General features: G+C 63.5%; 28 protein-coding genes. 23 read left to right on the top strand and 5 right to left on the bottom strand.

What is annotated here, in order from left to right:
• Positions 1–271: 271 nt before the first annotated feature.
• From rplC to rplX, 12 genes are all read left to right on the top strand, one after another.
• Entirely contained in the window at positions 272–892 is a 621-nt protein-coding gene (rplC, locus tag FS885_RS05025; protein WP_102372578.1) for a 50S ribosomal protein L3, read from the top strand.
• Positions 893–937: 45 nt separating this feature from the next.
• Positions 938–1,564, top strand: coding sequence for a 50S ribosomal protein L4 (gene rplD / locus FS885_RS05020; protein ID WP_144743944.1), 627 nt, complete (start codon positions 938–940; stop codon positions 1,562–1,564).
• Positions 1,565–1,852: a 50S ribosomal protein L23 gene (gene rplW, locus FS885_RS05015; protein ID WP_144743942.1), complete on the top strand. Its 288-nt coding sequence runs from the start codon at positions 1,565–1,567 to the stop codon at positions 1,850–1,852.
• Positions 1,853–2,004: 152 nt separating this feature from the next.
• Entirely contained in the window at positions 2,005–2,835 is an 831-nt protein-coding gene (gene rplB / locus FS885_RS05010) for a 50S ribosomal protein L2 (RefSeq protein ID WP_144743940.1), read from the top strand.
• Between the two features lie 30 nt (positions 2,836–2,865).
• Entirely contained in the window at positions 2,866–3,126 is a 261-nt protein-coding gene (rpsS, locus tag FS885_RS05005; protein WP_022349932.1) for a 30S ribosomal protein S19, read from the top strand.
• A gap of 14 nt (positions 3,127–3,140) precedes the next feature.
• Positions 3,141–3,512 carry a 50S ribosomal protein L22 gene (gene rplV / locus FS885_RS05000; RefSeq protein ID WP_144743939.1) on the top strand — a complete coding sequence of 124 codons (372 nt, stop codon included), beginning with the start codon at positions 3,141–3,143 and terminating at the stop codon, positions 3,510–3,512.
• A 5-nt stretch (positions 3,513–3,517) separates the two neighbouring features.
• Positions 3,518–4,228 (top strand): 30S ribosomal protein S3, encoded by a 711-nt coding sequence (gene rpsC / locus FS885_RS04995; protein WP_144743937.1) that lies wholly within the window; start codon positions 3,518–3,520, stop codon positions 4,226–4,228.
• Complete coding sequence (rplP, locus tag FS885_RS04990) at positions 4,228–4,656, top strand: 50S ribosomal protein L16 (RefSeq protein WP_144743935.1); 429 nt, start codon at positions 4,228–4,230, stop codon at positions 4,654–4,656. The genes rpsC and rplP overlap by 1 nt, the downstream gene beginning before the upstream one ends.
• Positions 4,656–4,871: a 50S ribosomal protein L29 gene (gene rpmC / locus FS885_RS04985; RefSeq protein ID WP_144743934.1), complete on the top strand. Its 216-nt coding sequence runs from the start codon at positions 4,656–4,658 to the stop codon at positions 4,869–4,871. The genes rplP and rpmC overlap by 1 nt, the downstream gene beginning before the upstream one ends.
• Positions 4,872–4,887: 16 nt before the next feature.
• Positions 4,888–5,151, top strand: a complete 264-nt coding sequence (gene rpsQ / locus FS885_RS04980; RefSeq protein ID WP_102372569.1) for a 30S ribosomal protein S17 — start codon at positions 4,888–4,890, stop codon at positions 5,149–5,151.
• A 100-nt stretch (positions 5,152–5,251) separates the two neighbouring features.
• A complete protein-coding gene (rplN, locus tag FS885_RS04975; protein ID WP_019239652.1) occupies positions 5,252–5,620 on the top strand; it encodes a 50S ribosomal protein L14 in 369 nt (122 codons plus the stop codon).
• An 18-nt stretch (positions 5,621–5,638) separates the two neighbouring features.
• On the top strand, positions 5,639–5,965 hold the full coding sequence (gene rplX, locus FS885_RS04970; RefSeq protein WP_144743932.1) for a 50S ribosomal protein L24: 327 nt from the start codon (positions 5,639–5,641) through the stop codon (positions 5,963–5,965).
• Positions 5,966–6,376: 411 nt separating this feature from the next.
• On the opposite strand, the gene rpiB is transcribed toward rplX, so the two are convergent.
• Positions 6,377–6,838 carry a ribose 5-phosphate isomerase B gene (gene rpiB / locus FS885_RS04965; RefSeq protein ID WP_144743930.1) on the bottom strand — a complete coding sequence of 154 codons (462 nt, stop codon included), beginning with the start codon at positions 6,836–6,838 and terminating at the stop codon, positions 6,377–6,379.
• Between the two features lie 156 nt (positions 6,839–6,994).
• Positions 6,995–7,648, bottom strand: a complete 654-nt coding sequence (rpe, locus tag FS885_RS04960) for a ribulose-phosphate 3-epimerase (protein WP_144743928.1) — start codon at positions 7,646–7,648, stop codon at positions 6,995–6,997.
• 289 nt (positions 7,649–7,937) lie between these two features.
• On the opposite strand from rpe, the gene FS885_RS04955 reads away from it, so the two are divergent.
• From FS885_RS04955 to FS885_RS04940, 4 genes are all read left to right on the top strand, one after another.
• Complete coding sequence (locus FS885_RS04955) at positions 7,938–8,876, top strand: sugar phosphate isomerase/epimerase family protein (protein WP_144743926.1); 939 nt, start codon at positions 7,938–7,940, stop codon at positions 8,874–8,876.
• A gap of 138 nt (positions 8,877–9,014) precedes the next feature.
• The gene (locus tag FS885_RS04950; RefSeq protein WP_144743924.1) at positions 9,015–10,394 is read left to right on the top strand and encodes a PTS transporter subunit EIIC; all 1,380 of its coding nucleotides are present in this window, start codon (positions 9,015–9,017) and stop codon (positions 10,392–10,394) included.
• Positions 10,395–10,523: 129 nt separating this feature from the next.
• Positions 10,524–11,267, top strand: coding sequence for a DeoR/GlpR family DNA-binding transcription regulator (locus FS885_RS04945; RefSeq protein ID WP_144743922.1), 744 nt, complete (start codon positions 10,524–10,526; stop codon positions 11,265–11,267).
• 110 nt (positions 11,268–11,377) lie between these two features.
• On the top strand, positions 11,378–11,902 hold the full coding sequence (locus FS885_RS04940; RefSeq protein ID WP_144743920.1) for a PTS sugar transporter subunit IIA: 525 nt from the start codon (positions 11,378–11,380) through the stop codon (positions 11,900–11,902).
• A gap of 142 nt (positions 11,903–12,044) precedes the next feature.
• Here the strand turns inward: FS885_RS04940 and FS885_RS04935 are convergent, their stop codons facing one another.
• The gene (locus FS885_RS04935) at positions 12,045–14,531 is read right to left on the bottom strand and encodes a U32 family peptidase (RefSeq protein WP_246060800.1); all 2,487 of its coding nucleotides are present in this window, start codon (positions 14,529–14,531) and stop codon (positions 12,045–12,047) included.
• A gap of 35 nt (positions 14,532–14,566) precedes the next feature.
• Entirely contained in the window at positions 14,567–15,130 is a 564-nt protein-coding gene (locus tag FS885_RS04930) for an L-2-amino-thiazoline-4-carboxylic acid hydrolase (protein ID WP_246060795.1), read from the bottom strand.
• A gap of 546 nt (positions 15,131–15,676) precedes the next feature.
• Here FS885_RS04930 and FS885_RS04925 point away from each other — a divergent pair.
• Entirely contained in the window at positions 15,677–16,891 is a 1,215-nt protein-coding gene (locus tag FS885_RS04925; RefSeq protein ID WP_144743918.1) for a MalY/PatB family protein, read from the top strand.
• An 82-nt stretch (positions 16,892–16,973) separates the two neighbouring features.
• On the opposite strand, the gene FS885_RS04920 is transcribed toward FS885_RS04925, so the two are convergent.
• Positions 16,974–17,351 carry a RidA family protein gene (locus FS885_RS04920; protein WP_144743916.1) on the bottom strand — a complete coding sequence of 126 codons (378 nt, stop codon included), beginning with the start codon at positions 17,349–17,351 and terminating at the stop codon, positions 16,974–16,976.
• A gap of 157 nt (positions 17,352–17,508) precedes the next feature.
• Here FS885_RS04920 and FS885_RS04915 point away from each other — a divergent pair, with 157 nt between their 5' ends.
• The 6 genes from FS885_RS04915 (at position 17,509) to casB (ending at position 25,792) form a co-directional block, all read left to right on the top strand.
• Positions 17,509–17,967, top strand: a complete 459-nt coding sequence (locus FS885_RS04915) for a hypothetical protein (protein ID WP_144743914.1) — start codon at positions 17,509–17,511, stop codon at positions 17,965–17,967.
• A gap of 337 nt (positions 17,968–18,304) precedes the next feature.
• Complete coding sequence (locus tag FS885_RS04910; protein ID WP_144743912.1) at positions 18,305–19,429, top strand: AAA family ATPase; 1,125 nt, start codon at positions 18,305–18,307, stop codon at positions 19,427–19,429.
• Positions 19,430–19,570: 141 nt separating this feature from the next.
• On the top strand, positions 19,571–20,218 hold the full coding sequence (locus FS885_RS04905; RefSeq protein ID WP_144743910.1) for a 3'-5' exonuclease: 648 nt from the start codon (positions 19,571–19,573) through the stop codon (positions 20,216–20,218).
• Positions 20,215–23,331, top strand: a complete 3,117-nt coding sequence (gene cas3, locus FS885_RS04900; RefSeq protein ID WP_246060793.1) for a CRISPR-associated helicase Cas3' — start codon at positions 20,215–20,217, stop codon at positions 23,329–23,331. Before FS885_RS04905 ends, cas3 begins: the two co-directional genes overlap by 4 nt.
• Before the next feature lie 160 nt (positions 23,332–23,491).
• The gene (casA, locus tag FS885_RS04895) at positions 23,492–25,120 is read left to right on the top strand and encodes a type I-E CRISPR-associated protein Cse1/CasA (RefSeq protein WP_144743908.1); all 1,629 of its coding nucleotides are present in this window, start codon (positions 23,492–23,494) and stop codon (positions 25,118–25,120) included.
• Positions 25,121–25,135: 15 nt separating this feature from the next.
• On the top strand, positions 25,136–25,792 hold the full coding sequence (casB, locus tag FS885_RS04890; RefSeq protein WP_144743906.1) for a type I-E CRISPR-associated protein Cse2/CasB: 657 nt from the start codon (positions 25,136–25,138) through the stop codon (positions 25,790–25,792).

Genomic DNA, 25,792 nt, shown 5'->3' with positions numbered 1-25,792 from the left:
ACGCGACGGGGTGCGTGGGGTCTCTATGCAGGCGAAAGGCCATTGCGAAGACTTTGTGGAAACGTATGGATACGCCCGTGCGCGTGTATACTGAACAGGCTGTGCTTATGGGGCGTATTCTGTCTCGCCGGCGCGCATCGCAAATGGGTTGCGCGATCGGGCAGGTGGGGCAGGGTGCAAACCGGGGCGCAACATGTCAGTAGTGGTCCGCTGGGGGCGAACGCAAGGGGCGTTCGCGGGTCCCAAGACCACCGAGGGTTAGGATCATCGCATGATCAGTATGATTCTCGGCCGCAAGATCGGCATGACCCAGGTATGGGATGACGACGACAACGTCGTGCCCGTCACGGTCATCCAGGCTGGCCCCTGCGCGGTCTCGCAGGTTAAAACCAAGGCCACCGACGGCTACGATGCCGTCCAGATCGGTTTCGGTGAGATCAAGGCCAAGAACGTGAACAAGCCCATGGCTGGTCACTTCGCCAAGGCCGGCGTCGAGCCCGTCCGCTACCTCCGCGAGGTCCGCGTCGAGAACGGCGAGGACCACAAGGTCGGCGAGGTCGTCACCGTCGCCGATTTCGCCGATGTCGCCAAGGTCGACGTTATCGGCACCTCCAAGGGTAAGGGCTTCCAGGGTCGCATCAAGCGCTGGGGTCAGCGTCGCGGTCCCATGACCCACGGTTCCCACTTCAAGCGTCATCCGGGCTCCATCGGCCAGTGCGCCTACCCCGCGCGCGTCCTCAAGGGCGTCAAGATGGCCGGCCACATGGGCAACGAGCGCGTGACCGTGAAGAACCTGTCCGTTGTTCGCATCGATGCCGAGCAGAACCTGATTCTGGTCAAGGGCGCTGTCCCGGGTGCCAAGAACGGTCTGGTCGCCATCCGTATGGCGTAATCGCTCTAGTTCGATAAGCCAACGTCATACCAAGGAGAACACCAAATGGCAAAGTTTGAAGTCAAGAACAGCGAGGGCAAGAAGGTCACCGAGGCCGAGCTCGCTGCCGAGGTGTACGGCATCGAGCCGAACACCCACGTGATGCATCACATCGTGAAGTGCCAGCTGGCCAGCTGGCGTGCCGGCACCCAGTCCACCAAGGGCCGCAGCGAGGTCTCCGGTGGCGGTGCCAAGCCGTGGCGCCAGAAGGGCACCGGCCGTGCCCGCCAGGGCTCCATCCGCGCCGGCCAGTGGCGTCATGGTGGCGTCATCCACGGGCCCAAGCCCCGTTCCTACGCCAAGCGTATGAACAGCAAGGAGGTCAAGCTCGCCATGCGCTCCGCGCTCTCCGCGAAGGTGCGCGACAACGAGCTCGTGCTCGTGGACGACTACGGTTTCGAGAAGCCGTCCACCAAGGCCGCCGTCGCCATGCTCAAGGCTCTCGGCCTTGAGGGCAAGCGCCTCACCATCATCGTCCATGAGGACGACATCAACGCGTTCCTGTCGTTCCGCAACATCCCCAAGACGTTCATCATCACGCCGGACGAGGCCAACACCTACGACCTCATCAACAACGGCGCCCTGCTGATGCCCGCCGATGTTGCCGCTCACTTCGGGGAGGTGCTTGCATAAATGACCGCCCACGAGATCATCATCCGCCCGATCGTGTCCGAGCGCTCGTTCGACCTCATGGAGGAGAACAAGTACACCTTCGAGGTCGCCCGCGACGCGAACAAGTATCAGATCAAGGATGCCATCGAGGAGCTCTTCGACGTTAAGGTCACCTCGGTGAACACCATCAACGTGAAGCCCAAGACGAAGCGCGTGCGCTACGTGGCCGGCAAGACCCGTCAGTGGAAGAAGGCCATCGTCACGCTCGCCGAGGGCGACTCGATCGAGATCTACGGCAACCAGGCCTAAGGCCGGCGCCGTACGGCTTCCGCAAGGGAGCAAGTCGTATCGGGCGCCCAAGATGGAGCCGCCCGGTACCGTGGTAATCCGGTGTCGATACACCCCGGGGGAACCCGGATCCCTGATGTATCGGCCAACGGAGAGAGACGAAAGGGATTGTAATGGCTGTCAAACACCTCAAGCCGACCAGCGCGGGTCGTCGTTGGCAGACGATCTCCGACTTCGCGGAGATCACCACGACGAAGCCCGAGAAGTCGCTTCTCGAGCCGCTGCCCAAGAAGGCCGGTCGTAACAACCAGGGACGCATCACCGTCCGTCACCAGGGCGGCGGCGTGAAGCGTCGTTACCGTCGCATCGATTTCAAGCGCAACAAGGACGGCGTGCCCGCCAAGGTTGCCACGATCGAGTACGACCCCAACCGCTCCGCCCGCATCGCGCTGCTCCACTACGTGGACGGCGAGAAGCGCTACATCCTGGCCCCGAAGGGCCTCAAGGTCGGCGACACCGTGCTGTCCGGCCCCGAGGCCGACATCAAGCCGGGTAACGCGCTCGCGCTCGCGGATATCCCCGTGGGCACCCTCATCCACGCGATCGAGTTCCAGCCCGGCAAGGGCGCTGCCATCGCGCGTTCCGCCGGCACCGCCTGCCAGCTCATGGGCAAGGAGGGCAAGTACGCCATCCTGCGCATGCCCAGCTCCGAGATGCGCCGCGTGCTCATCACCTGCCGTGCCACGGTGGGCGAGGTCGGTAACGCCGACCACGCCAACATCGTGATCGGCAAGGCCGGTCGCAAGCGCCACATGAACGTGCGCCCGACCGTCCGCGGTACGGTCATGAACCCCGTCGACCACCCGCACGGCGGCGGCGAGGGCAAGAACCACACCTCCGGCCGTCCGTCCGTGACCCCGTGGGGCAAGCCGACCAAGGGCTACCGTACGCGCAAGAAGAAGAAGGCTTCGAACAGCCTCATCATCCGTCGCCGCAAGAAGTAGCCTGAGATACCGAGAAGGAGTTAAGCACCTATGAGCAGAAGTCTCAAAAAAGGGCCGTTCGTGGAAGCTCGCCTGCTCTCGCGTATCGTCGCGATGAACGAGGCCGGCAAGAAGGACGTCGTGAAGACCTGGTCCCGCGCGTCCACGATCTTCCCCGAGATGGTGGGTCACACCATCGCCGTCCATGATGGTCGCAAGCACGTCCCCGTGTACGTGACCGAGTCGATGGTCGGCCACAAGCTCGGCGAGTTCGCGCCGACCCGTACGTTCCGCGGTCACAAGGCCAAGTAGGGGGTTTCACGTAAATGGCAACTAAAGCTACCGATACCGAGACCCGCGAGGTCCGCGCCGTCGCCAAGTTCGTGCGCGTCTCGCCGTTCAAGGCTCGCCTCGTGGTCGATCTCATCCGTCGCAAGTCTGTCGCGCAGGCTTTCGACATCCTGCATTTCTGCGAGCGCGCCGTGGCGGTCGACGTGGAGAAGTGCCTCCGCTCCGCTGTGGCCAACGCCGTGAACAACAACGGCATGCGCGCCGATGACCTCGTGGTCGCCGCGGCCTACGTGGACGAGGGCCCCACGCTCAAGCGCATCCGCCCGCGCGCCAAGGGCTCCGCTTCGCGCATCCTCAAGCGCACGAGCCACATCACTATCGTCGTCGCTCCGCGAAAGGAGGCATAAGCGCTATGGGTCAGAAAGTCTATCCCACCGGCTTCCGTCTTGGCATCACCGAGAACTGGCGCTCCCGCTGGTTCGCCGATAAGGATTACGCCAAGACGCTCGGCAACGATCTCGAGATCCGTAAGTTTTTGGGCAAGCGTCTCCGTCGCGCTGCCGTCTCCCGCGTGGAGATCGAGCGCGCCGGTGACAAGGTGAAGGTCATCATCTACACCGCCCGCCCGGGCATCGTCATCGGCAAGAAGGGCTCCGAGATCGACGCCCTGCGCACCGAGCTCGAGAAGGTCGCCGGCGTGGCCAAGGGCCAGCTCTCGGTCGACGTGATCGAGATCAAGCGCCCCGAGCTCGACGCCGTCCTCACCGCCCAGTCCATCGCTGAGCAGCTCGAGGGCCGTGTCGCCTTCCGTCGCGCCATGCGCAAGGCCGTCCAGTCGGCCCGCAAGGCCGGCGCCAAGGGCATCCGTATCCAGTGCTCCGGTCGTCTCGGCGGCGCCGAGATGGGTCGTCGCGAGTGGTACCGCGAGGGTCGCGTGCCGCTGCACACCCTGCGCGCCAAGATCGACTACGGCACCGCCGTCGCTCACACCACCATGGGTGCCTGCGGCGTGAAGGTGTGGATCTACCTGGGCGAGAAGCTGCCCGGTCAGCCCGTTCCCAACCCGGCGCTCGAGGGCTCCAGCCGTCCGCGTCGTCGCAACTCCGAGAGGAGGGGTCAGTAGTGCTTGCCCCTAAGCGTGTCCTTCACCGCAAGGTGCAGCGTGGCTCCATGAAGGGCCAGGCCAAGGGTAATACCGAGCTGCATTTCGGTGACTACGGCATCAAGGCCCTCGAGGCCCATTGGATCACCAACCGCCAGATCGAGGCCGCTCGTGTTGCCATGACCCGTTATATGCGTCGTGGCGGCCGCGTGTTCATCACGATCTTCCCCGACAAGCCCATCACCAAGAAGCCTGCCGAGACCCGCATGGGTTCCGGTAAGGGCAACCCCGAGGAGTGGGTGGCCGTCGTCAAGCCGGGTCGCATCATGTTCGAGATCTCCGGCGTGTCCGAGCCCATCGCCCGCGAGGCGCTGCGTCTTGCCCAGCACAAGCTGCCCATCAAGACCAAGATCGTGTCCCGCGCTGACCAGGACGGGGAGGATAAGTAATGAAGCCCGCAGAGATTCGTGAGCTTTCGGACGCCCAGCTTGTCGACAAGCTGAAGGAGATGCGCGCCGAGCTCTTCAACCTTCGTTTCCAGATGGCCACCAGCCAGCTGGACAACACCGCTCGCGTCAAGACCGTCAAGAAGGACATCGCGCGTGTTCTCACTGAGCAGCGCGCCCGCGAGATCGCGGCTGAGAAGGCCGCTGCGGCAGAGTAGAGCTTAAGGAGATAACATGAGCGACACCACGCGCAATACGCGCAAGGTCCGTCAGGGAACGGTCATCTCCATCTCGGGCAACAAGACCATCGTTGTCCAGACCGAGGAGCGCAAGCGCCATCCCAAGTACGGCAAGATGATGACCACCACCAAGAAGCTTCATGCGCACGATGAGGAGTGCACCGCAGGCGTGGGCGACAAGGTTCGCGTCATGGAGACCCGTCCTCTGTCCAAGATGAAGCGCTGGCGTCTCGTCGAGATCATCGAGCGCGCCAAGTAGGCTGCTTTGACTGTTCATGCCAGCGATGTGCGCGGCTTGAGGCAAACCGCCCGCATAAGGGCCGCGCACCTCTCCCTGGCCTAGGTTCGGAGGAACTACCATGATTCAAATGCAAACCATGCTGAACGTCGCCGATAACTCCGGTGCGCGCAAGGTTCGCTGCATCAAGGTGCTCGGTGGCTCCAAGCGCCGCTATGCGGGAATCGGTGACGTGATCGTGGCTGCCGTCCAGGAGGCCACTCCCGGCGCCAACGTCAAGAAGAAGGACGTCGTGAAGTGCGTCGTCGTCCGCACGGTGAAGGAGGTCCGTCGCAAGGACGGTTCCTACATCCGCTTCGACGACAACGCCTGCGTCGTCATCAACAACGACGGCTCGCCCGTGGGCACCCGTATCTTCGGGCCCGTGGCGCGCGAGCTTCGTGACAAGAAGTACATGAAGATCGTCTCGCTTGCTCCCGAGACCCTGTAAGGAAAGGAGAGGTCACGTATGGCTAAGATGTCCATCAAGAAGGGCGACACCGTCAAGATTCTCTCCGGCAAGGATCGCGGCAAGCAGGGCACCGTTCTGCACGCGTACCCCGCCGAGGGCAAGATCAAGGTCGAGGGTGTGGCCATCGTCAAGAAGGCCGTCCGCCCCAACCAGCAGAACCAGACCGGCGGCATCGTGTCGCAGGAGGCCAAGATCGACGCCTCCAACGCGCAGCTCGTCTGCCCCAAGTGCGGCGCTGCCACCCGCGTCGGCCACAAGCAGGGCGAGATCGACGGTCACAAGACCTCGATCCGTGTCTGCAAGAAGTGCGGCGCCGAGTTCTAATCGCGCGCCCGCGCACGCCATCAAGGCATCTTGGGAGCCGGTTCACCTTCGGGTGGCCGGCTCCTTTCTTCTATGGAATCGCAGGCCCTCTTGCTGTTTCGCCGCGATCTGATGTGCAGGCTGATCGCCTTTCCGCATTGCTGCAACTCGGCATACAAATGAACCCCGAATTGCAGAAATCGCGCCATTCGGGGTTCATATGAACATCGAGTTGCATGAAAGCCCATTCGATGAATTATTGTACAAACGGCCGCGTGTGACCGGATGATCAGCAATTAATCTACCTGCATATATGTTCCTGATTACAACTCGAATTGCAATTCGAGCACTTATTGAACGGGGATTTCTCTACAGAAATCATTCGAGTTGCAGAGAGCTGCGAGCAACGTGGAAGCACAGGGCGGAAAACCGCTACTCGGCGGCCTCGAGACCCTGCGTCTGCTCGATTTCGGCGATCATGTCGATGCGGTGCTGGTGACGCCCGCCCTGGAACTCGGCGTCGAGCCATTCGTCGACGATCATCTTGGCGAGCTCCGTGCCGACCACGCGCGCGCCGAAGGCGATGATGTTCGTGTTGTTGTGCTCGCGGCTGAGCTTTGCCGTATAGGGGTCGGAGCACGCGCAGGCGCGGATGCCGTGGACCTTGTTCGCGGCGAGGCTGATGCCCACACCGGTTCCGCAGATGAGCACACCGAGGTCGACGGTTCCGTCCGCCACGGCGCGGCCGACCTTATAGCCCGAGATGGGGTAGTCGAAACGGTCGGTGCCCGCGCAGCCGAAGTCGACGACCTTGAGGCCGCGGTCCTCGAGGTGCGCTTTGATTACCTGCTTGAGCTCGACGGCGACATGGTCGTTTCCGATTCCGATCTTCATGGAAGGCCTCCTTGGTCCAACGAATCGCCCGGCCGCCTCTTGCGACCGGGCGTGGGTACCGATGCTGTGCCCGCACGTTGCAGGCGCTTGCCAGAGCGGCAGGCCGGGTAGGCGGTGTGCGGGGTTATGCGGTTCATGCGCTGCGCGCGCGGGAGCCTATGCTGCCGAGCCCTCACGAAGCGCGCGGATGCAGGCGGCATACCCCGCTTCCTTGCCGAAGAGCGCGCTCGTGCCCAGGATGAAGCCGTCTGCGCCGAGCGCGGAGAGCTCGCGGATGCGCTCGGGGCTGCAGGCGCCGTCGATGGTAAGCGTGAAGCCGTAGCGGTCCTTGAGTTTGGCGAGGCGAGCGATCTTGTCCTTGGTGAACTCGACGAACGCCTGTCCGGCAAACCCGGGGTTCACGGTCATCACCATGACGTAGTCGCAGAGGTTGAGGATCTCCTCGACGGTGGCGATGGAGGTGTCGGGGTTGATGGCGATACCGGCTTTCGCCCCGCGGGAGCGGATCGCCTGGAGGGTCTTCACGGTGTAGCGCTCGGACTCGGGATGGATGTAGATGAGGTCCACACCGGCGTCGATGAAGAGGTCGACCTTGGATGCCGGGTTCTCGATCATGAGGTGGCAGTCGACCGGTACATGCGAGAGCGATGCGATGGCGCGCACGTCGGTGAGGCCGAGTGCGAAGTTGGGGACGAACGACCCGTCCATGACATCGCAGTGGAACATGTCGATGCCGGCGCTCTCGAGCTCATCGATCTCGTCGCGCAGCTTGCCGAAATCGGCGCACATCATGCTGGGGCAGAGAAGCATAGGGGTACCTCCCGGGTGGTTTTCGACTCCTCATAACAAGGATAGCGCGCCTAGCGCAAAAATCAATCAGAGAGTGTCAAAACATTCCATTCATCTCATTACCTTAAATACCTGCAAGAATATTTAGAAAGCCTGAGCACTTGCAGATACATTCTGCAAAAAACTGAAAACTAGTGACAAATTGTTGAGAAATCCTATTGCAAATGAAAATCTCTGGAATAGAATGATTGTCGATGGAAGAGAGGTTGCCCAAGGCGCCTCGGGGACGCGACAGGACAGGAGGAGTGATATGAAGTTTGCAACCCGCATCAACTCGTATTTCCGTGCGGGCGACAAGGACCTCGACCGCGTGTTCGCGCAGTTCGAGGAGGTGGGGCTCACGCACGTGGACCTCAACTATCCCGAGCATGTGGGGGGTATCCCCGCAGATGAGATGAAGGCCCTGCTCGAGCGGCACAAGCTCGCGCTCAACGGCGTGGCGCTGCGCTTCCGCGGCGACTTCATCAACGGCGAGCTCGGCAACGCGGATCCCGCGATCGCCCAGCGCGCACTCGAGCTCTGCCATGAGGCCTGCGACTACTGCCGCGCCGTGGGCGGCACGACCGTGACCATCTGGCTCGGGTTCGACGGCTTCGACTACAGCTTCCAGATCGATTACACCCGCGTGTGGAAGCAGATCGCCGCTGCGTACCGCGACGTGTGCGACTATGCGCCGGACCTCTCGATCAGCATCGAGTACAAGCCCTACGAGGAGCGCGCCTACGCCTTCATCGACAGCATGGGCATCACGGGCATGATGCTCGCCGAGGTGGACCGCCCCAACCTGGGCGTCACCCTCGACTACTGCCACATGCTCATGAAGCACGAGAACCCCGCTTTCGCGTGCGACCTCTTCGGCGGGCGCGGGAAGCTCTTCGGCGTGCACCTGAACGACGGCTACGGCGCGGTCGATGACGGCCTCATGATCGGCACGGCCACCCCCGTGAAGACGCTCGAGTTCCTCTACTACCTCAAGAAGCACGGCTACGACCGCGCGATCTACTTCGACACGTTCCCGGTCATCGAGGACGCGGAGGAGGAGTGCGCGCAGAACATCGCGATGATCTCGATGCTCGACCGCGCGCTCGACGCGGTGGGAGCCGACGAGGTGCAGCGCGTCATCGACGCGAACAGCGGCACCGAGGCCGCAGCGCTCATGCGCCGTCTGCTGTGCGCCTGCTCGGAGTGATCCCGCGCCCGCATGCGGCGGCGCTGCGGACGCGAGCCGCATCCCCCGGGATCCCCGGGCGGCGCCGAGACGGCATCAGAGGGGACAGGGCCGGAACGCCGGCTATACCGTAAGATAGATGGAAAGGAAGGAATCCCTATGGCAAAACACGATTGGGATGCGATGGCCCAGGGCATCCTCGCCGCGGTGGGCGGTGCGGAGAACATCTCCGGCCTCACGCACTGCGCGACGCGCCTGCGCATCAACCTCAAGGACGACGCCGCGTGCGACGACGCGGCCGTGAAGGAGGTCGACGGCGTGATCAACACGGTCAACTCCGCCGGCCAGTACCAGATCCTCATCGGCACCGAGGTACCCAAGCTCTACGAGAAGTTCCTCGCGCTCGTCGAGGGCGCCGGTGCCGAGCTCTCCACCGACTCGTCCTCGAGCGGCGAGGGCGTCATCTCCAAGATCTTCGGCGCTGTCTCGGGCATCTTCGCCCCGCTTCTGCCCGCCATGGCCGGCTCCGGTATCCTGCGCGGCATCCTCATCCTGCTCACGCAGCTCGGCGTCATCACCGAGGGCGGCGGCACCTACGTGATCTGGTACACCCTCTCCATGAGCGTGTTCTACTTCCTGCCGGTGCTTCTGGCCTTCTCGGCCGGCCGCCGCTTCGGCGCGAGCCCGTACCTCTCGGCGCTCATCGGCGCGTGCCTGCTCTATCCCGACTTCATCAACCTCATGGGCGAGGTCGGTAACGGCGCCACGACCGACTTCTTCGGCATCCCCGTCGTGCTCATGAGCTACAACTCGACGGTCGTGCCGGCCATCCTCGCCGTGTGGGCCTATTCGTTCCTGTACAAGTTCCTCGACGAGAAGATCCCCGAGACCCTGAAGCTCGTGGTCCTGCCCGCCGTCTCGCTCATCATCATGGTCCCGCTCACGATGATGGTCATCGGCCCCATCGGCGTGTACGCCGGCGAGGGCGTCGCCTTCGTGGTCAACTGGCTCATCGAGCGCAGCTCCGTGCTCGCCGGCATCCTGGTCGGCGGCGGCTGGTCGGTGCTCGTGTCCATGGGCATCCACTGGGCCGTGAACCCCATCATGATCAACAACATCGCCCAGAACGGCTTCGACTTCATCTGCCCGTTCACCTTCGCGTGCAACTTCGGCGTGATCGGCGTGGCCCTCGGCGTGCTGCTCAAGGCCCGCAACCAGAAGCTCAAGAGCTTCGCGGCCTCCGGCGTGGTCACCATCGCGCTCTCGGCCATCATCGAGCCCACGCTCTTCGGCATGCTCGTCAAGAACAAGAAGCTCTGGGGAGCCCAGATCATCGCCGGTGCCGCCGGCGGCGCGTTCTGCGGCCTCACCCACGTGGTCTGCACGGCGTTCGTCTTCGGTTCGGTCACCACGTTCCCGGCCTTCGTGAGCCAGGATGCGATGAACTTCGCCTTCGCTATGATCGGCATGCTCATCGCGACCGTGGTCGGCGCGGTGCTGGGCTTCATCTTCACCGGCAAGGACGACCAGCTGGCGTAAGGTTCCATGCCCAATCGTCCGAACGCGCCCGAGCGGACAGGGGCGGTCGTCTGCGGGCGGCCGCCCCGTCGGCGCTTGCGCGGCGCGACGCGGTACAATGCTCGTGAGAAAGACGAGAAGGAGGCGCGCATGATCCCCTATGAGCGGCAGCAGGCCATACTCGGGCACCTGGACGAGTCGAACATCCTGAAGCTCGAGGAGCTCCAGGAGCTCCTGCCAGAGGCGTCGGTCTCGACCATCAGGCGCGACCTCAAGGAGCTCGAGAAGCAGGGGCGCGTCGAGCTGCTCGTCGGCGGGGCCGTGCGGCTCAGGACCGTCTCGCACGAGCTCGGGGTCATGGTGACGAGCGCCCTGCACGCCGCCGAGAAGGAGGCCATCGCGCAGCGCGCCGCGCGCGAGGTGCAGGACGGCGACACCGTCTACGTCGATTCCGGCACGAGCTGCACCGCGCTGCTGCGGCACCTGGTCGACCGCGACGTCACGATCTACACCGGCAACGGCAGCGTCTGCTACGTGACGGGCGCGATCCGGGCGCACGTGCTCATGCTGGGCGGGGAGTACAACCCGCAGACGCTCTCGGTCACCGGCCCCATCACGGAGCGGATCTTGGGCGAGCTCTACTTCGACAAGTCGTTTCTGGGCGTGAACGCCGTGAGCGTCGAGCGCGGCGTGACGAACCCGAGCTTCGACGAGGCGGCCAAGAAGAAGCTCGTCCGGCAGAACTCCGAGAAGACCTACGTGCTCTGCGACAGCAGCAAGTTCCACCGCGTGTCCAACGTGAAGGTCTTCGACCTCGAGGGGCTCACGATCATCTCGGACGCGACCGACGACCACCTGATCAAGCACGTGCCGATCCTCACGCCGGGCGACTGACGGGGCTCACCTTCGCGCCCCATCGCCCAGCGCCCATGCATCATAAGGTCCGACCGGGCGCCCGCCTGGGTCGGGCCGCATTCCGCCATCCATTCGTTAAGGAGCTGACCATGGGTCTCTTCGATGCCTTCAAGAAGAAAGCCGCCCCGGCCAAGCCGGAGGCGATCCAGGTTTCCGCGCAGGCGGGCACGCTCGCCGCGCCCGTCGCCGGTCGCGTGATCGCGATGACCGAGGTCCCCGACCCGATCTTCAGCAGCGAGGCGCTCGGTCGCGGCTGCGCCGTCTGGCCCGAGGGGGACACCGTGTACGCCCCGGTCGCGGGCACCGTGAGCGTGGCCATGGGGCACGCCGTGGGCATCGTGTCACCCGACGGGGTCGAGGTGCTCGTGCACATCGGCGTCGACACGGTCGACATGCAGGGCAAGGGCTTCACGGGCTACGTGGCGCAGGGCGATGCGGTCGCGGCGGGCGACCCGCTCATCACGATGGACCGCGCCGCCATCGCCGCCGCGAGCCATCCCGACTGCGTGGTCGTCGCCGTGTCGAACACGGCGGATCTGGCAGGCGTGGAGCTCGCGGTCGAGGCGGGCGCCACGGTCGCCGCGGGCCCCGCCCTGATCGCGGTCGCGAAGTAGCGATGCGGCGAGCGCTCCGTCAGGGGCGCCCGCCCGGGTCGCCCTGCGGGGCGGCCTGACATAAGCGCGCCGCGCGATGGTCGCGCCCGTCCGCATGGGAGTTCGGCTTCCGGCGGGCGGGCGCGTGCGCTATCGGCCGCCCTCAGTCGACTCCCACGAAGAGGCAGCCGCTCGAGCAGCCCTTCTGGCGCGGTGCGGGGCGCCTGCCCTCGCGTGCGGCCTCGAGGGCGCGTCGCGCGCGGGCGACCTGGCTCGCGAGGCCGCGCGCGTCGAGCAGCGTGCCGTCCACGAGGAAGCGCGAGATGCCGGCCTCGATGAGCTGCGGCACCTGCGGCGCGAGGTCGAGCGGATAGGCCTCGTAGAGCCGCGAGCGCCCGTGGATATCGGTGCGTACCGGCAGGAGCTTGTCGTCGATGTTGTGCAGGACGAGCTCGCGGCGCCGCAGCGCGCAGCGCGCGCAGTCGTCGATGCAGGCGTCGGCGACCTTCAGGATGCAGTGCTCGCTCGTCATCACGCGCGGCCGGCCGTAGACCATAAGGCCGAGCGGCACCGGGGCGCCGGCGGCGAGCGCGGCGAGCTCGTCGAGCGAGATCTCGGGCGAGAGCCACGCGGCCGCGGCTCCCTGCTTGTGCAGGAACGCGAGGCAGGCGGCGTTGTGCACAGGGATGCAGGAGCGCAGCTCGGGCATGGCACCGAGCTCTCGGGCGTACGCCAGCTCGGAGATGTTGCCCACGGCGACGGGCGCGCCCGCGGCCACCCAGGCATCGAGGCGCTCGCGGTCGCGCGCGCGGCAGACCTCGTCGAGGACGGGGATGTAGCCGCGCTCGCGCGCAGCCGCGGCGTCGAGCCCGGCCTCGGCGAGTGCATCGGAGGAGAGGTAGACGCGCGTCGCGCCCGCCTCGCGTGCGGCCTCGGCGGCCTCGGGCGTGGCGGCGATGGCGCAGAGCTCGGGCTCGCGCGCGGGGGCGGCGCCTTCCGCCGCGCGCGGGGCGATCTCGATGCGCGCGAGCTCATCGGCATGGCGCCTCCAGGGCCCGATCAGCGCCTCCTCGAGGGCGGCGCACGCCTCGGCGCGCACGCGGTGCACGGCGGAGAAGCCCATGCCGCAGCCCTCGTCGAGCTCGACGTCGAACGCGGCGGGCGCAAAGGGCGTCGAGCCCATGCGGCCCACGTGCTCGATGAGGTCGTCGGCGGTGACCGGCCGCGTGCGCGCTGCCTCCACCGTGAAGCCCGTGGAGGCGGCACGCACGGTGGGGTCGTCCGCGCAGGAGAGCTCGACCCGGAAGGGCTCGCCGATCCGCGCCGTCACGCGCACATCGACCGCGCGCTTGCGGGGCACCGCGCGCTTGAGCGCGGCGTCGGCGATATCGATGGCCTCCTGGCTGCGGATCACGCGCACACGGCAGCTGGTCGCGACGGGGCGGGGGACCTCGACCGAGATGGTCCCGCCCCCGACGCCGTCCGTGCGGGCGAGCGCGGTGAGGAAGGCGTCGGGACTCTCGTCGTCGCGAAGCTCGAGGAGGTCGCCCGCGCCCACCGGCTCATCGAGCGCGAGGACGGCCGTGCCCGCGGGGCCCTTGATGGCGGCGCGGAGCCGCTCGCCCTTGGTGACGGGCTCGGTGGGAATGAACTCGGCCACGCGTCCCACGAGCTGCCCGCGGTTGTTCGACCGCTCGTAGCTCATCATGTCGTCGTCCGAGCGTCCGTCCTGGTAGGCGTGGGTGAAGTCGCGGTTGAAGCAGCGCTTGAGCTGCCGTGCGCGCCGCGTGCGCTCGGTGGCGTCGGGCTCGCTGCCGTGGGCGAGGTCATCGAGGTCGCGGCGGTAGACATCGGTCACGGCATAGACGTAGTCGGCGGCCTTCATGCGCCCCTCGAGCTTGAGCGCCGCCGCGCCGGCTTCGATGAGCTGCGGGAGCAGGTCCGTCGTGTTGGTGTCGCGGGGGCACAGCGGGCGCCCGCGCCCCGGGGCGGAGATGTTGCGGCCGTCCTCGTCGATGAGCTCGTAGGGCAGGCGGCAGGGCTGGGCGCACATGCCGCGGTTGGCGGAACGCCCGGCCTGGCAGAAGCTCGAGAGCAGGCAGACGCCCGAGTAGCTGAAGCAGATAGAGCCGTGCGCGAAGACCTCGAGGTCGATGCCGGGGCACGCGTCGTGGATCGCGGCGATCTCGGCGATCGAGAGCTCGCGCGAGAGCGTCACGCGGTCGGCGCCGGCCGCGGCGCAAAACGCCGTCCCGCGCGCGTCATGGATGTTCGCCTGGGTGGAGATATGCGTCTCGATCGAGGGCATGAGGCGGCGAACCTCGGCGAAGAGCCCCCAGTCCTGGATGATGAAGGCGTCCGCGCCGAGCATGGCGCACTTTCGCACGAGCTCCAGGGCGTCTCGCATCTCCGCATCCTTGATCACGATGTTCACGGTCACGTAGACGCGCGTACCGGCGAGGTGCGCCGCGCGGCACGCCGCCGCGAAGCTCTCGTCATCGAAGTTCGCGGCCTTGCGGCGCGCGTTGAAGGAGCCCATGCCGCAGTAGATGGCGTCGGCGCCCGCGGCGAGGGCCGCCGCGAAGGGCTCGGGCCCGCCGGCGGGGGAGAGGAGCTCGACGCGGCGCGCGGCGGCGCCGTCGGTGGTCATGAGGTTGTCTTCAGTGCGTGCGGGCACGGCGGTTCCTATCGTTCGAGGTCGGTCGGCGCGGTATCGGACGGCCTCATGCGCAGGCGGAAGTCGCAGCGGCCGCAGCCCTCCATGAGGGTCTCGGTGCGGGTGAACTCCAACCGCTCATCGTAGCCGTAAAACATGCGCGGGTCGCGCTCGCAGGAGAGGAGCCGGCCCAGGTGCTCGAGGCCGAGCCGCCGGTACATCTCGGCGAAGGCGCAACGCGTCGCATCCATGGCGAGCGTGCCCGCCTCTGCATCGAGCTCGACGTCCTCCCACGTCATGGAGCCTCCTGCCGAGAAGCGCGGCATGACCTCGTCGCGGTAGTAGGCGAGCGGGTCGGCGTCAGTGGGGCGCTCGGCGGCGAGCGCGCGGCCGGATTCTTCCCCCAGGCGCGCCACGGCCGTGCGCACGACCCGGTCGGCGCGCTCCTGTCCGAGCTCCTCGACGAGCGCGTCGTAGAAGGGCGCGATGGCCCGCGCCTCGATCTCGCGCCGGACGATCAGGGGGATATCCTCGATGCGGGGGGTCGTGCAGCTAGCGGTATCTATCGCATCGTATCGGCCGTCTTTGCCCACAATCGTCCTCCTTGCATGTTGCCTCGTGGTGTCAATTGTCTGCCAAAGCGGCCGAAGAGCGCAAAAGCCGATCGTCATCAGGCGTATCTTCACGTCCCCTCCAAAGGGCCGGCAGGAGGCGGCATCGCGGCGCGCCCCGTAGCAGCTGTGTCGCCCGACGGGGATTTGATCCGGGGCGTCGTCGGGTGTCGGGTTTTCCGACGGGACGATGGCATGGTCCCGATAAGTTCGAGTAAGAATACTGTGGGTAATTAGCATATGGGCGACTAGACCACGTGCTCGCCCAACGCTTTCCTGCGTATTCCTACGTCGAGATCGCTGGTGCCGCTCGAATGCGCAAGTGAACCCACAGTATTCTTGATCGAGCGGAAAAATCGGCGCTGGATGCCTCTGCGTCGGCACCCGAATCGCGCTTGCGGGCGCCGCTCGCCCTATCAGCCGCTTCGCCCGCGCCCGCGGAGTACACTTGGAAGGGAAGCGGTGCCGGTGCAAGGGCGCCGGCGTTGCCCGCAGCCTGAGGATCACCGCCGCACGAGGAGGCTTGCCATGCGCTACGACTTCACGACCATCATGGACCGTCACGGGGAAGACGCCATCGCCGTCGACGCCCTGGGTACCGCGCCTGGCGTCCCCGGTGCTCCCGACGAGGGCTTCGACCCCATCCCGATGTGGGTCGCGGACATGAACTTCCCCGTGCTTCCCGACATCCAGGACGCCATCATCGGCCGCGTGCGCAAGCCGCACTTCGGGTACTTCGAGCCGCGCGACGAGTACTTCGAGCGCATCATCGCCTGGCACCGCGACCGCAACGGTGTGAGCGGGCTTGAGCCCGAGCACATCGGCTACGAGAACGGCGTGCTCGGCGGCCTCATCTCCACGCTCGCGGCGTTCATGGCGCCGGGCGACGCCGTGCTCGTGCACAGCCCCACCTACATCGGGTTCACCAAGGCGATCTGCAACGCCGGCTTCAGGATCGTCCACTCGCCGCTCAAGCTCGACGAGCGGGGCGTGTGGCGCATGGACTTCGAGGATATGGAGAACAAGCTTGCGGAGAACCGCATTCACGCCGCGGTGTTCTGCTCGCCGCACAACCCGTGCGGCCGCGTGTGGGAGCGCGCCGAGATTGAGCGCGCCATGGAGCTCTACGCGAAGTACGACTGCGTCGTGGTCTCGGACGAGATCTGGTCGGACATCATCCTGCCCGGGCACGTGCACGTTCCCACGCAGTCCGTGAGCGAGGACGCCCGCCGGCGCACCGTGGCGCTCTATGCGCCGAGCAAGACCTTCAACCTGGCGGGGCTCGTGGGCAGCTATCACATCATCTACGACGGCTACCTGCGCGACCGCGTGGTGGCGCAGAGCACCAAGCCCCACTACAACGAGATGAACGTGCTCTCCATGTACGCGCTCATCGGCGCGTACGGCGATGCGGGCCGCGTGTGGGTCGACGAGCTCCGCGAGGTGCTGGGGCGTAACGTCGACTGGGCGTGCGCGCACATCGCGGAGCGCTATGCGGCCGCGGGCGTGCACACGGCCAAGCCCCAGGGCACCTACATGCTGTTCCTCGACTGCACGGGCTGGTGCGAGGAGCACGGCTGCGAGGTCGACGAGCTCCTGCGGCGCAGCTGGCGCGTGGGCGTGGCATGGCAGGACGGCCGCCCCTTCCTGGGCGAGCACCACATCCGCGTGAACCTCGCGCTGCCCGAGGCGCGCGTACACGAGGCGTTCGAGCGCCTCGACCGGTACGTGTTCTGCGAGTAGTCCGGCGGGTTTCGAACGGTTTCAGCGACTCGGTGCGTGGCCGCGACGGCTTGACCGGCCGCCACGGCCATGCACCGCGCGGCTACAGCGCGACGATGCACTCGATTTCGACGAGCGCGCCCTTGGGCAGCGCGGCGACCTGCACGGCGCTGCGCGCAGGGTAGGGCTCGGTGAAGTGCGCGCCGTAGACCTCGTTCACGGCGTTGAAGTCGGCGATGTCGGCGAGGAAGACGGTGGTCTTCACGACGTTGCCGAACGTCGCGCCGGCGGCGGCGAGCAGCGCCTCGATGTTCTTGAGCGCCTGCTCCGCCTGGGCGACGACGCCCTGGGCGAGCTCGCCGGTCGTGGGGTCGAGCCCCAGCTGGCCGGAAAGGAAGGCAAGGTTGCCGGTCGTGATGCCGGCAGAGTAGGGGCCGAGCGCCGCGGGCGCGTTCTCGGATGCGATGACGTGCTTGTCCATGGATCCTCCTCGAGGTGGGGCAGATGTCTGGACCAGTATATCTATTTTTCAGCGCGGAAGGCCTCGTTCGCCCGCGGCCGCACGCTCCGGCGCTCTCGATGTATCCTGAATGCAGTGCGCCAGACGGAGCGCTTGCCATAACGCGATTGGAGCCGCCATGGACCGGGATTTCGACGTCGTGCCGCCGCGCGGCTTCTCTGCGCTCATGCTGGGCGGCGTCGCGCTGCTGGCGCTCGTCCCGGCGGGGTTCGCGCTCGCGGGGGAGCTCCCTCTCATCGGTGCGGTCATGTTCGCGCTGATCATCGCCCCGTTCCTGCTCGCCGCCGTCTGGGCGCGGCGGTTCAGGGTCGCGGTGCGCCAGGGGCTCGTATCCGTGCGTCCCGGGCTCATCGGCAGGCCGTGGAGTTTCACCGCGGGCGACATCACCCGGGTGGTACGCCATATCAACCGGAACAAGACCGTGGGCGTGATGACCAAGATGACCGTCTGCGCCCGCGAGCGCCGCGTGTCCGTCGAGACCCTCATGCAGGGGAGCGAACGGTTCGAGGAGTTCATCTTGGAGAACGTCGATGCCGGCAGGATCGTCACCAAGGTGCACGGTACGGCCGGCGAGTGAGCCAGGGCCCACGCCCTCGCCCTTCCCCTCGCGGAGCGACTTCGCAGTTCGGTGCGCTTGATTCTGAGTTAGGTGCATATCCCCAGGGGAACAATCTCGAATCGCTCGCGGTTTCCCAGGCGGTTTGCACCCAACGGGTTTTCCGATGCGTCCAACTGGAGCATACAGCGCGCTTATGAACTAAGTTGGGCGCTGGTCTTAGGCTCCCGGTACAAAGAGGTGCGCTGCGCTTGCTCCCCACGCCCTTCGAATCGGCTGCAAAATAAAAAAACGAAAATTTATAAAAAAACGAAAATGGATAAAATAACGAAAAGGAGCCATCAAGTGAGGAGGCGCCATGAAGAAGGTCAATCCGTTCAAGCCGACTGCGGGCGCGGAGCCTCCGGTTCTGGCGGGTCGCGATGCGGTTCTCAGCGATTTTGAGATAGGGCTAGAGGAGGGTGTCGGTGCGCCCGGAAGGCTCATGCGCATTACTGGTCCGAGAGGCTCAGGAAAGACGGTCCTGCTAACTGAATTGGGTGACATCGCTCGCCAACATGGATGGCGCGTGGTGGACGTGACGGCAGCGGGGCATCTTCCCGAGCTGATCTGCCGCAGGCTTGAGAAAGAAAAAAGAGCCGATTACTCGGTCGAGCTTGACCTCAAGGTGATCAAGGCGAGGGCTCAAAAGGACGACTTCCATAAGACCGAGGATATCTACGAAGTGCTTGAGCGCGTTGTTGGCAAGCTGACCGAGAAGGGTTATGGCCTGCTTGTGACGGTTGATGAGATCCAGGATGCCAGCATTGAGGATGTTCGTGAGGTTGCCGTTGCCATTCAGCACCTCATACGAGAGCGTCGCAACATCGCCTTTGTCTTTGCGGGACTGACGGCGGGAGTGATGAACCTGCTGGGGGAGGATGGCCCGACGTTTCTGAGGCGCGCATATCCTGAGGAGCTGGACACGATTCCGGTCAATGAGGTCGAGACGGCGCTCGGGGCTACATTCGAAAAGAGCGAGGTCCGTATCGGTGAGGACGAACTCTCCTTGGCTGCGCATTCGACTGCGGGATATGCCTACCTCATTCAGCTGGTGGGATATTATGTCTGGCGCGCTGCGCAGGTCCGAGCGGGTGCGGAGCTCGATGCCATCACAATGGAGGATGTAGAAAAGGGCGTGGTCGCTGCACGACGGGAATTCGAGCGGACGGTGCTCGAGACGGCGATAGCCCATCTTCCCAAGACGGCTATGGAGTACCTGCTTGCGATGGCGGAGGATAAGCTGGCGTCTTCAACAGGGGAAATCGCCAATCGACTGGGCGTTTCCGCATCCTCGCTCTCCACCACCCGAAAGCTGCTCGTCTCCCGTCAGGTCATTGAGTCGACAGCTCGCGGCTACGTTGGCTTCTCCATCCCGTTCATGAGGGAGTACCTGGTTGAGAATCGCGAGGCATTGCTTGCTCGTTATGGGGTCGAGGGATAGTCACACGCGGCTTGCTGTTCCGATGCTAGAGGGCTAAGAGGCGCATTCGCTCAATGGTTCTCGATTCTGCGCCGTGAGTTATTGTTGTCCGGTCTGTCTGTTATGGTCTAGGAAATAGAGGTCGCTACAGTCGGGGACGCGATGAGGCTGTGGTACAAAACGGGGGATATCACGGCTCTGAGGGAGCTTTCGCATCGTAAGGTCGTGTGTCTGGATATTGAGACTACGGGTTTCGACCCGTGTGCTGATGAAGTGCTTCAGGTCGCCCTCGTTCGCGGCGACGGAGAGCCCATGCTATCTCGCTATGTGCGGCCCGAACGCCGCTCGAGTTGGCCTTCTGCGCAGCGTGTGCATGGCATCTCTCCTTCAATGGTGGAAAGCTGTCCCTTGTTGGCTTCGTTGAAACCGGAAATTGAGAGGGCTTTCGAGGGCGCTGGCCTCATTGTTGGTTACAACGCTCCTTTCGATCTCTCGTTCCTCCAGGCGGCAGACATTTCTTTCGGAAACGCTGCAGTTTTTGATGTGATGCGCGAGTTTGCCCCCGTTGTGGGGCGCTGGGATGCCGACCGACAGAGATACGCCTGGGTCTCCCTAGCCTATTGTGCACAATTCTACGGCGTCTCCTTTCGAGCCCATGATGCGCTCGAGGATGCGCGAGCGACGCTAGAGTGCTTCTGCGCCATGATTGGGAAAGATCCCGCTAGATGCGGATTCCCGTCGTCTACAGCCTACCTGGACGTCGTGGCACGTTATTCTCGAATGAAGACACGGGAGAGGCGGGAAAGATGAGTGAGCTCACGACTCGAGTCGGAATGCCGGCGAACGGAATTGATGAGCTTTCTAGACAAGCTCGCGCTCTCTGGGCGAAGACTGACCCCGAGGACGATTCTCTTTGGCTGCCTCTCCATATTCACCTGAGCGATACAGCTCGCACCATGGTTAGACTTTGGGATGGATGGGTTTCGAAAAACGTAAAGAACCTATTTGCACGCCATTGCCATGGGAGTGAGGTGCTCGCTCGCAAGGCTCTTGTTTTCCTTGCCGGCGCTCATGACATAGGTAAGGCCACTCCCATTTTCCAGGCTAAGCCGTGCGGCCGTGGACGGGGCGGGGAGCGGGTGAACCTCGCATGGAAGCCGGAGAAGGCTGGTCTGTTCATCGAGGCTAGCCTCTCTACGACTAGGGATCCTACTCATCCTATTGCCGGTCAGGTGCTCGTTACTCGTTATCTCCAGGACATGTTCGGCTGGTCTTCTAATCAGGCTGATGCTTGGGGTTCCATAGTGGGGGCTCATCATGGGAACGTTCCGGATAAAGAGCGGGTCCATAAGGGCTTTATCCTGAAGACGGCAATGGGCGACGCGCCGGACGATGTGGGCAAGGGCTGGCGCGGTGTCCAACGAGAGCTCCTTGACTATGCTTTCCATGAAGCGGGGTTGTCGAATGAGGATATGGCCTCGCTTGCGCTCTGCGCATGGGACGCGTCGACTGATTCAGTCGCCTGCGGCCTTCTCATCATGGCGGACTGGATTGCGAGCAACCAAGATCTATTCCCGTTGGTCCCGCTGATACCCGGAGAGGGATCGACGCGCAGTTTCATGATGAAGAGAGACGGCGCGTCGCTTGATGCGCGTGCAGATCGAGCATGGCTCGAGCTCGACCTTCCATCCAGCTGGAGCGGTGAGAAGCCCGTTGTGTCCGACAGTTGGTTTTGCGAGCGTTTCGGCCTGTCCGAGGGCTGTGCGCCACGTTCTGTCCAGAAGGCGGTGATGGAAGCCGCTGCGCAGATGACGGAGCCTTCCCTTATGGTTATCGAAGCTCCTATGGGCGAGGGGAAGACCGAGGCGGCGCTTGCAGCGGCGGAAATCGTTGGAGCGCAGTTTGGCTGTGGGGGTGTGTGCGTTGCTCTTCCCACCATGGCGACGACAGACGCCATGTTCGGTCGTGTCCGCCGATGGCTCGATCACCTTGCTGCGCATGACTCCTCGAGCATCTATCTCGCACATGGAAAGGCGCAGCTTAACGAAGAGTATCAGGGAATCGTTCGTTCTTCCCGCACATATCGTTCTCTGAGCTCTATGGGTGTTGACCTAGACGAAGAAACCCCAAGAGACGATCGTGTTGTGGTGTCCGACTGGATGCAGGGTCGCAAGAAGGGCATGCTGGCCAATTTCGTTGTTTGCACGGTCGACCAAGTGCTCATGGGTGCGCTCGACATGCGGCACCTCTCGCTGAGGCAGCTCGCCTTGGCCGGCAAGGTGGTTATCGTCGACGAGTGTCATGCCTACGACAGCTACATGCAGCAATATCTGTTGCGTGTGCTGGAGTGGCTCGCGGCATGGGGCTGCCCCGTTATCCTTCTGTCCGCCACGCTGCCGACGTCGGTACGAGACAGTCTGATCGATGCCTATCGAGAAGGGCGTGCTGCCCAGGGGGCCTGCCCCGTATCTACAGCCGGCTTCGGTGACATGCCCACCACCTCCTCTCGAAAGCTCACTCGAAAAGAGAGGGCAAGGTCAAGGGGAAGAAAGCTGAGGGAGGTACAGACGCCCGTAGATGAATCCTATCCACTCATCACGATTGCTTCCGAGCGGGGCATTGAGAGACTTGATTGTCCGGCGACATCGCGAAGTGCCCAGATCGACGTATCGATTCTGCAAGATGAGCCTGATGCTCTCGTTGCCCTTATGAAGGAGAAGCTGAGCGAGGGCGGTATCGCGGGGGTCGTATGCGATACGGTAACGCGCGCACAGATGGCGTATCGCGCCTTGCGGGGTTGCTTTGATAGCGGCGAGGTTATGCTGGCCCATGCTCGCTTCATGGACTTAGACCGCATGGAAAACGAGACCGTGCTCCGCAACCTGCTTGGCCCCGATGCGACGCGGTCCAACGGTAAGCGTCCTGAGCGAATGATCGTGGTGGGAACACAGGTGCTCGAGCAGTCGCTCGACATAGACTTCGACCTTCTCGTCACCGACATTGCGCCCATCGACCTTTTGATGCAGCGCTTGGGAAGGGCCCATCGTCATGTTCGCGGCGAGGGCGAAAAGGACCGTCCAGTCCGCTTGCGTAAGGCTCGCTGTTTTCTCCGTGGCATTGAGGAAATCGGTCCTGAAGGCCCAGTATTCGCGCCCGGGGTCTCAAAGGTCTATGACAAGGCATCTCTCATGGAGGCACTTGCGGTAAGCGGGCTTGGCGACATGGATGCGAGCGCTAGGCTTTGCCTGCCGCAAGACATCGCTAGGCTGGTGCGCTTGGCGTATTCCTCGACGATTGAGGGGAGGATTCCAGAGGGTTGGCTCTCATCGTATCTCGATGCTTGTGAAGAACGGATAAACGCGGTTCAAGACAAGAAGTGTCGTGCTGGAGATTTCCTCCTTCCGTCGGCGAAGTATCTTGCGGAGAACGAGAAAACACTTACTGGGCTCTTCGCCCGGGCAGTTGAGGACAGCTCGAATTCGAAGATGAGCGAAGATGCGGGGCAGCGTGCGGTCAGAGATACGCAGGAGACCGTCGAGGTTCTTCTTGTTAGAAGAAGAGACGGCCATGTTCACCTGCTTCCTTGGGTGGGGGACGAAGGGAGCGGTGTCGAGCGGGGACAAGAGGTCCCTACTGCATATGAGCCGGATCGGGCTCTGTCCATGGTGCTCGCTCAGTGCGCGGTGAGGCTGCCGCTCTCTCTATGTCGACCACAGCAGCTCGACAGGCTCATTGGTGAGCTTGAGGATGGCTGCGAGCGTTGGGTTGCTGCGTGGCAGGATGTTCCCGTTCTGGCGGGGAGGCTGGTGCTTGCCATGGAAGGGGTTGAGATTGAGCCGGGAGTGCTCGAGGCGACGGTGCTCGATCAGCGCGTGCGTTATACCAGAGAAGAAGGGTTATCGACCGTTCGTCGAGAAACTTAAAACTTTCCTATCCCAATTAATAATTCAGGGAAATAGGCAGATTGATGTTTCCACCAACGGGCGGAATGTACCTTGAGAAAGGATTGTTTTTGATTTGTTCCCCACAAATGTGGGGTTCCAGTACCCACTTTATTATTGCGGCAAACGAAAGGAGGAAGAAATGGCCCAACAGAAACCACATTACGATCTAAGATTCGAGCCCTGGATTCCTGTCGAGCGGCTCGACGGCACTGCCGATGTTGTCTCGATACGAGAGGCTTTGGCCGGCGCCCATCAGATTCGGCGTCTCTCAGGCGAGATTCCCGGAGAGGGAATTGCCCTCCTGCGTCTCTTGCTTGCGCTTGTCTATTGCATCAATGCCGATCTCGAGGATGCGGGCGAGAAGGGGAAGAAGGGGCGTTGGGAAAAACTTCGGTCCCAAGGGTGTTTTGGGCCGGACCAAATTGATGAGTACCTTGCCGACTATCCCCACGAGTTCGACCTCTTTGACAACGAGCGTCCATTCTATCAAGTTCCCAACCTTGCCTACATGGGGGAGAAAGAGTTTGACCCCGTCTGCGAGTTCATGCTGGACGTCCCCAATCCAGAAAAGGGCAAGTTTCTCTTTTCCATGAGGAGCCCGGAGCACCTGGATTCGCTGCCGTTTGATCTCGCAGCTCGTTATCTTATTGTTGTGCAGGCGTACGATATAGCTGGGATTAAAAGTCCTGTCGAGGGAAACACTTCCGTGGTGGATGGCAAGGCGCGAGCGCCCAAGGGGGCGTTGGGCACGGGATGGTGCGGTGCGCTGGGCGGAATCTACCTAGAGGGGCAGAGCCTCTTCGAGACCCTGCTTCTGAATTTCGTACTGTATCTGAACAACGCTTCCGTTATCGTTCCAAACGATTATGCTCCTTGGGAGCGTGAGGCATCTCCGACGGATACATGCCGACGAGAGCCGACCGGGCCCATTGACCTGCTCACATGGCAGAGCCGAAGGATTCGTCTGGTTCCAGGCTCGGATGGCTCTTCCGTCCGCGGCGTCATCATCAGCTACGGAGACATTCTGATTCCAGCGAATAAGCAACGCTTTGAGATGATGACCTGCTGGCGTGAGAGCGAGCGGCAGCAGAAGAAGCTGGGTACCGCCACGGTACCGCTCATGCCCGTGGTTCCAGATACGGCTTTCGCTCTTTGGCGTGGTCTTCCCAGCTTGCTCGCGCTTGTAGATGGAGGAAAGCTTCGTCCTGGCGTCATTCGCTGGATGTCGGAGCTTCAGGACGTTCAGAGCGTTGATGACTGGCGTCTCAATGTTCGCATTGTTTGTCAAGGAGTCAGCTACGGGCCCAACAATAGCGTCATTTACGATGCTATGACGGACTCAGTTGACTTGCGAGCTGGCTTGTTGCGTAAGGATTCGGAGGCAGTTCTCAGATTGCTCGATGTCATTGAACGTACCGACAGGGCAGTAGATGCTCTCGTTAAGTTTATCCGGCACGTTGAGCAGGCCCAAGGCGATCGTCGTGGAAAGAATAAGAAGTTCCCCGACGTTGCCACGAAGAACGACGTCCGCGAGGGAGCTTATTATGCTCTCGACGCTCTGTATCGGTCGCGGATTGCCGAGTTTCCCGATGAGGGGGTGGACGAGTATTGCCTCGCGTGGCGCAAGGAGACTCGTTCTGTGCTTCGAAGGCTGGCGAATGCGTACGTGTCTCGTCGGCACGTCTCGTGCTTCTCGGAACATGATGACGTCTCCGTTGGTCAGGCGCTCGCTTGGTTTGAGCGTGACCTCGTCAAGGCACTGTTCTAGGAAGGGAGGAAGTATATGTCGTCGATTTACGACCGTGCGAACGAGATAGCCTTGTTCGCGCAGAAGAAGATCGCTCGGCTGCAGCGCGCCTATGTAGGAAAGGGCTCTGACGCCGCGGATGCACGAGCCTCCCTTGCGCGCCTGCGCCAGCTGGGGATGCCCGGCGGTGCGTCTTGGGTCTCCGTGGGGGAGAACCTCTTCGAGGGGCTTCTCGACCTGAACCTGTCCGAGGCGGACGAGAGGAAGGCCCTTCGTGCCATAACGACCGCTCTGAGGCTCTACGCCTATCACCAGCAGTCAAGGGACGTCCCCATGGCCATTACGGGCTCCCCTGAAGGCGCGCGTGCCCAGCGGCGCTCCTTTGGGTGGTCATGCCGGTGCATCGAGTACGACAAGGACAAGGCGAAGGGGGTCCGTCGCCGGATGGCCGCACTGGAGGGCGTGCGGGACATGGAGGGCATCGAGCACTACATGCATGCCCTCATCCTGCTCATGAAGGGCAAGGATGTCCGCGTGGACTACTACCAGCTCACCCGCGACCTCTTTCTCTTGCAGTTCCCGAGTGCCCGTGGTGACGTGTTTATGCGCTGGGGACGGGATTACTTTACGACTGCATCCGACGAGACGACAACAGGCGATGCCGCCGGCGCGGCGACTGATGAGAAGAACTAG

It is taken from the genome of Enorma burkinafasonensis (genome assembly GCF_902150035.1).
In the GTDB taxonomy this organism is placed as follows: Bacteria; Actinomycetota; Coriobacteriia; order Coriobacteriales; family Coriobacteriaceae; genus Enorma; species Enorma burkinafasonensis.
Note: the sequence above shows the minus strand (reverse complement) of the source record. Positions and strands in the feature narration are given on the sequence as shown.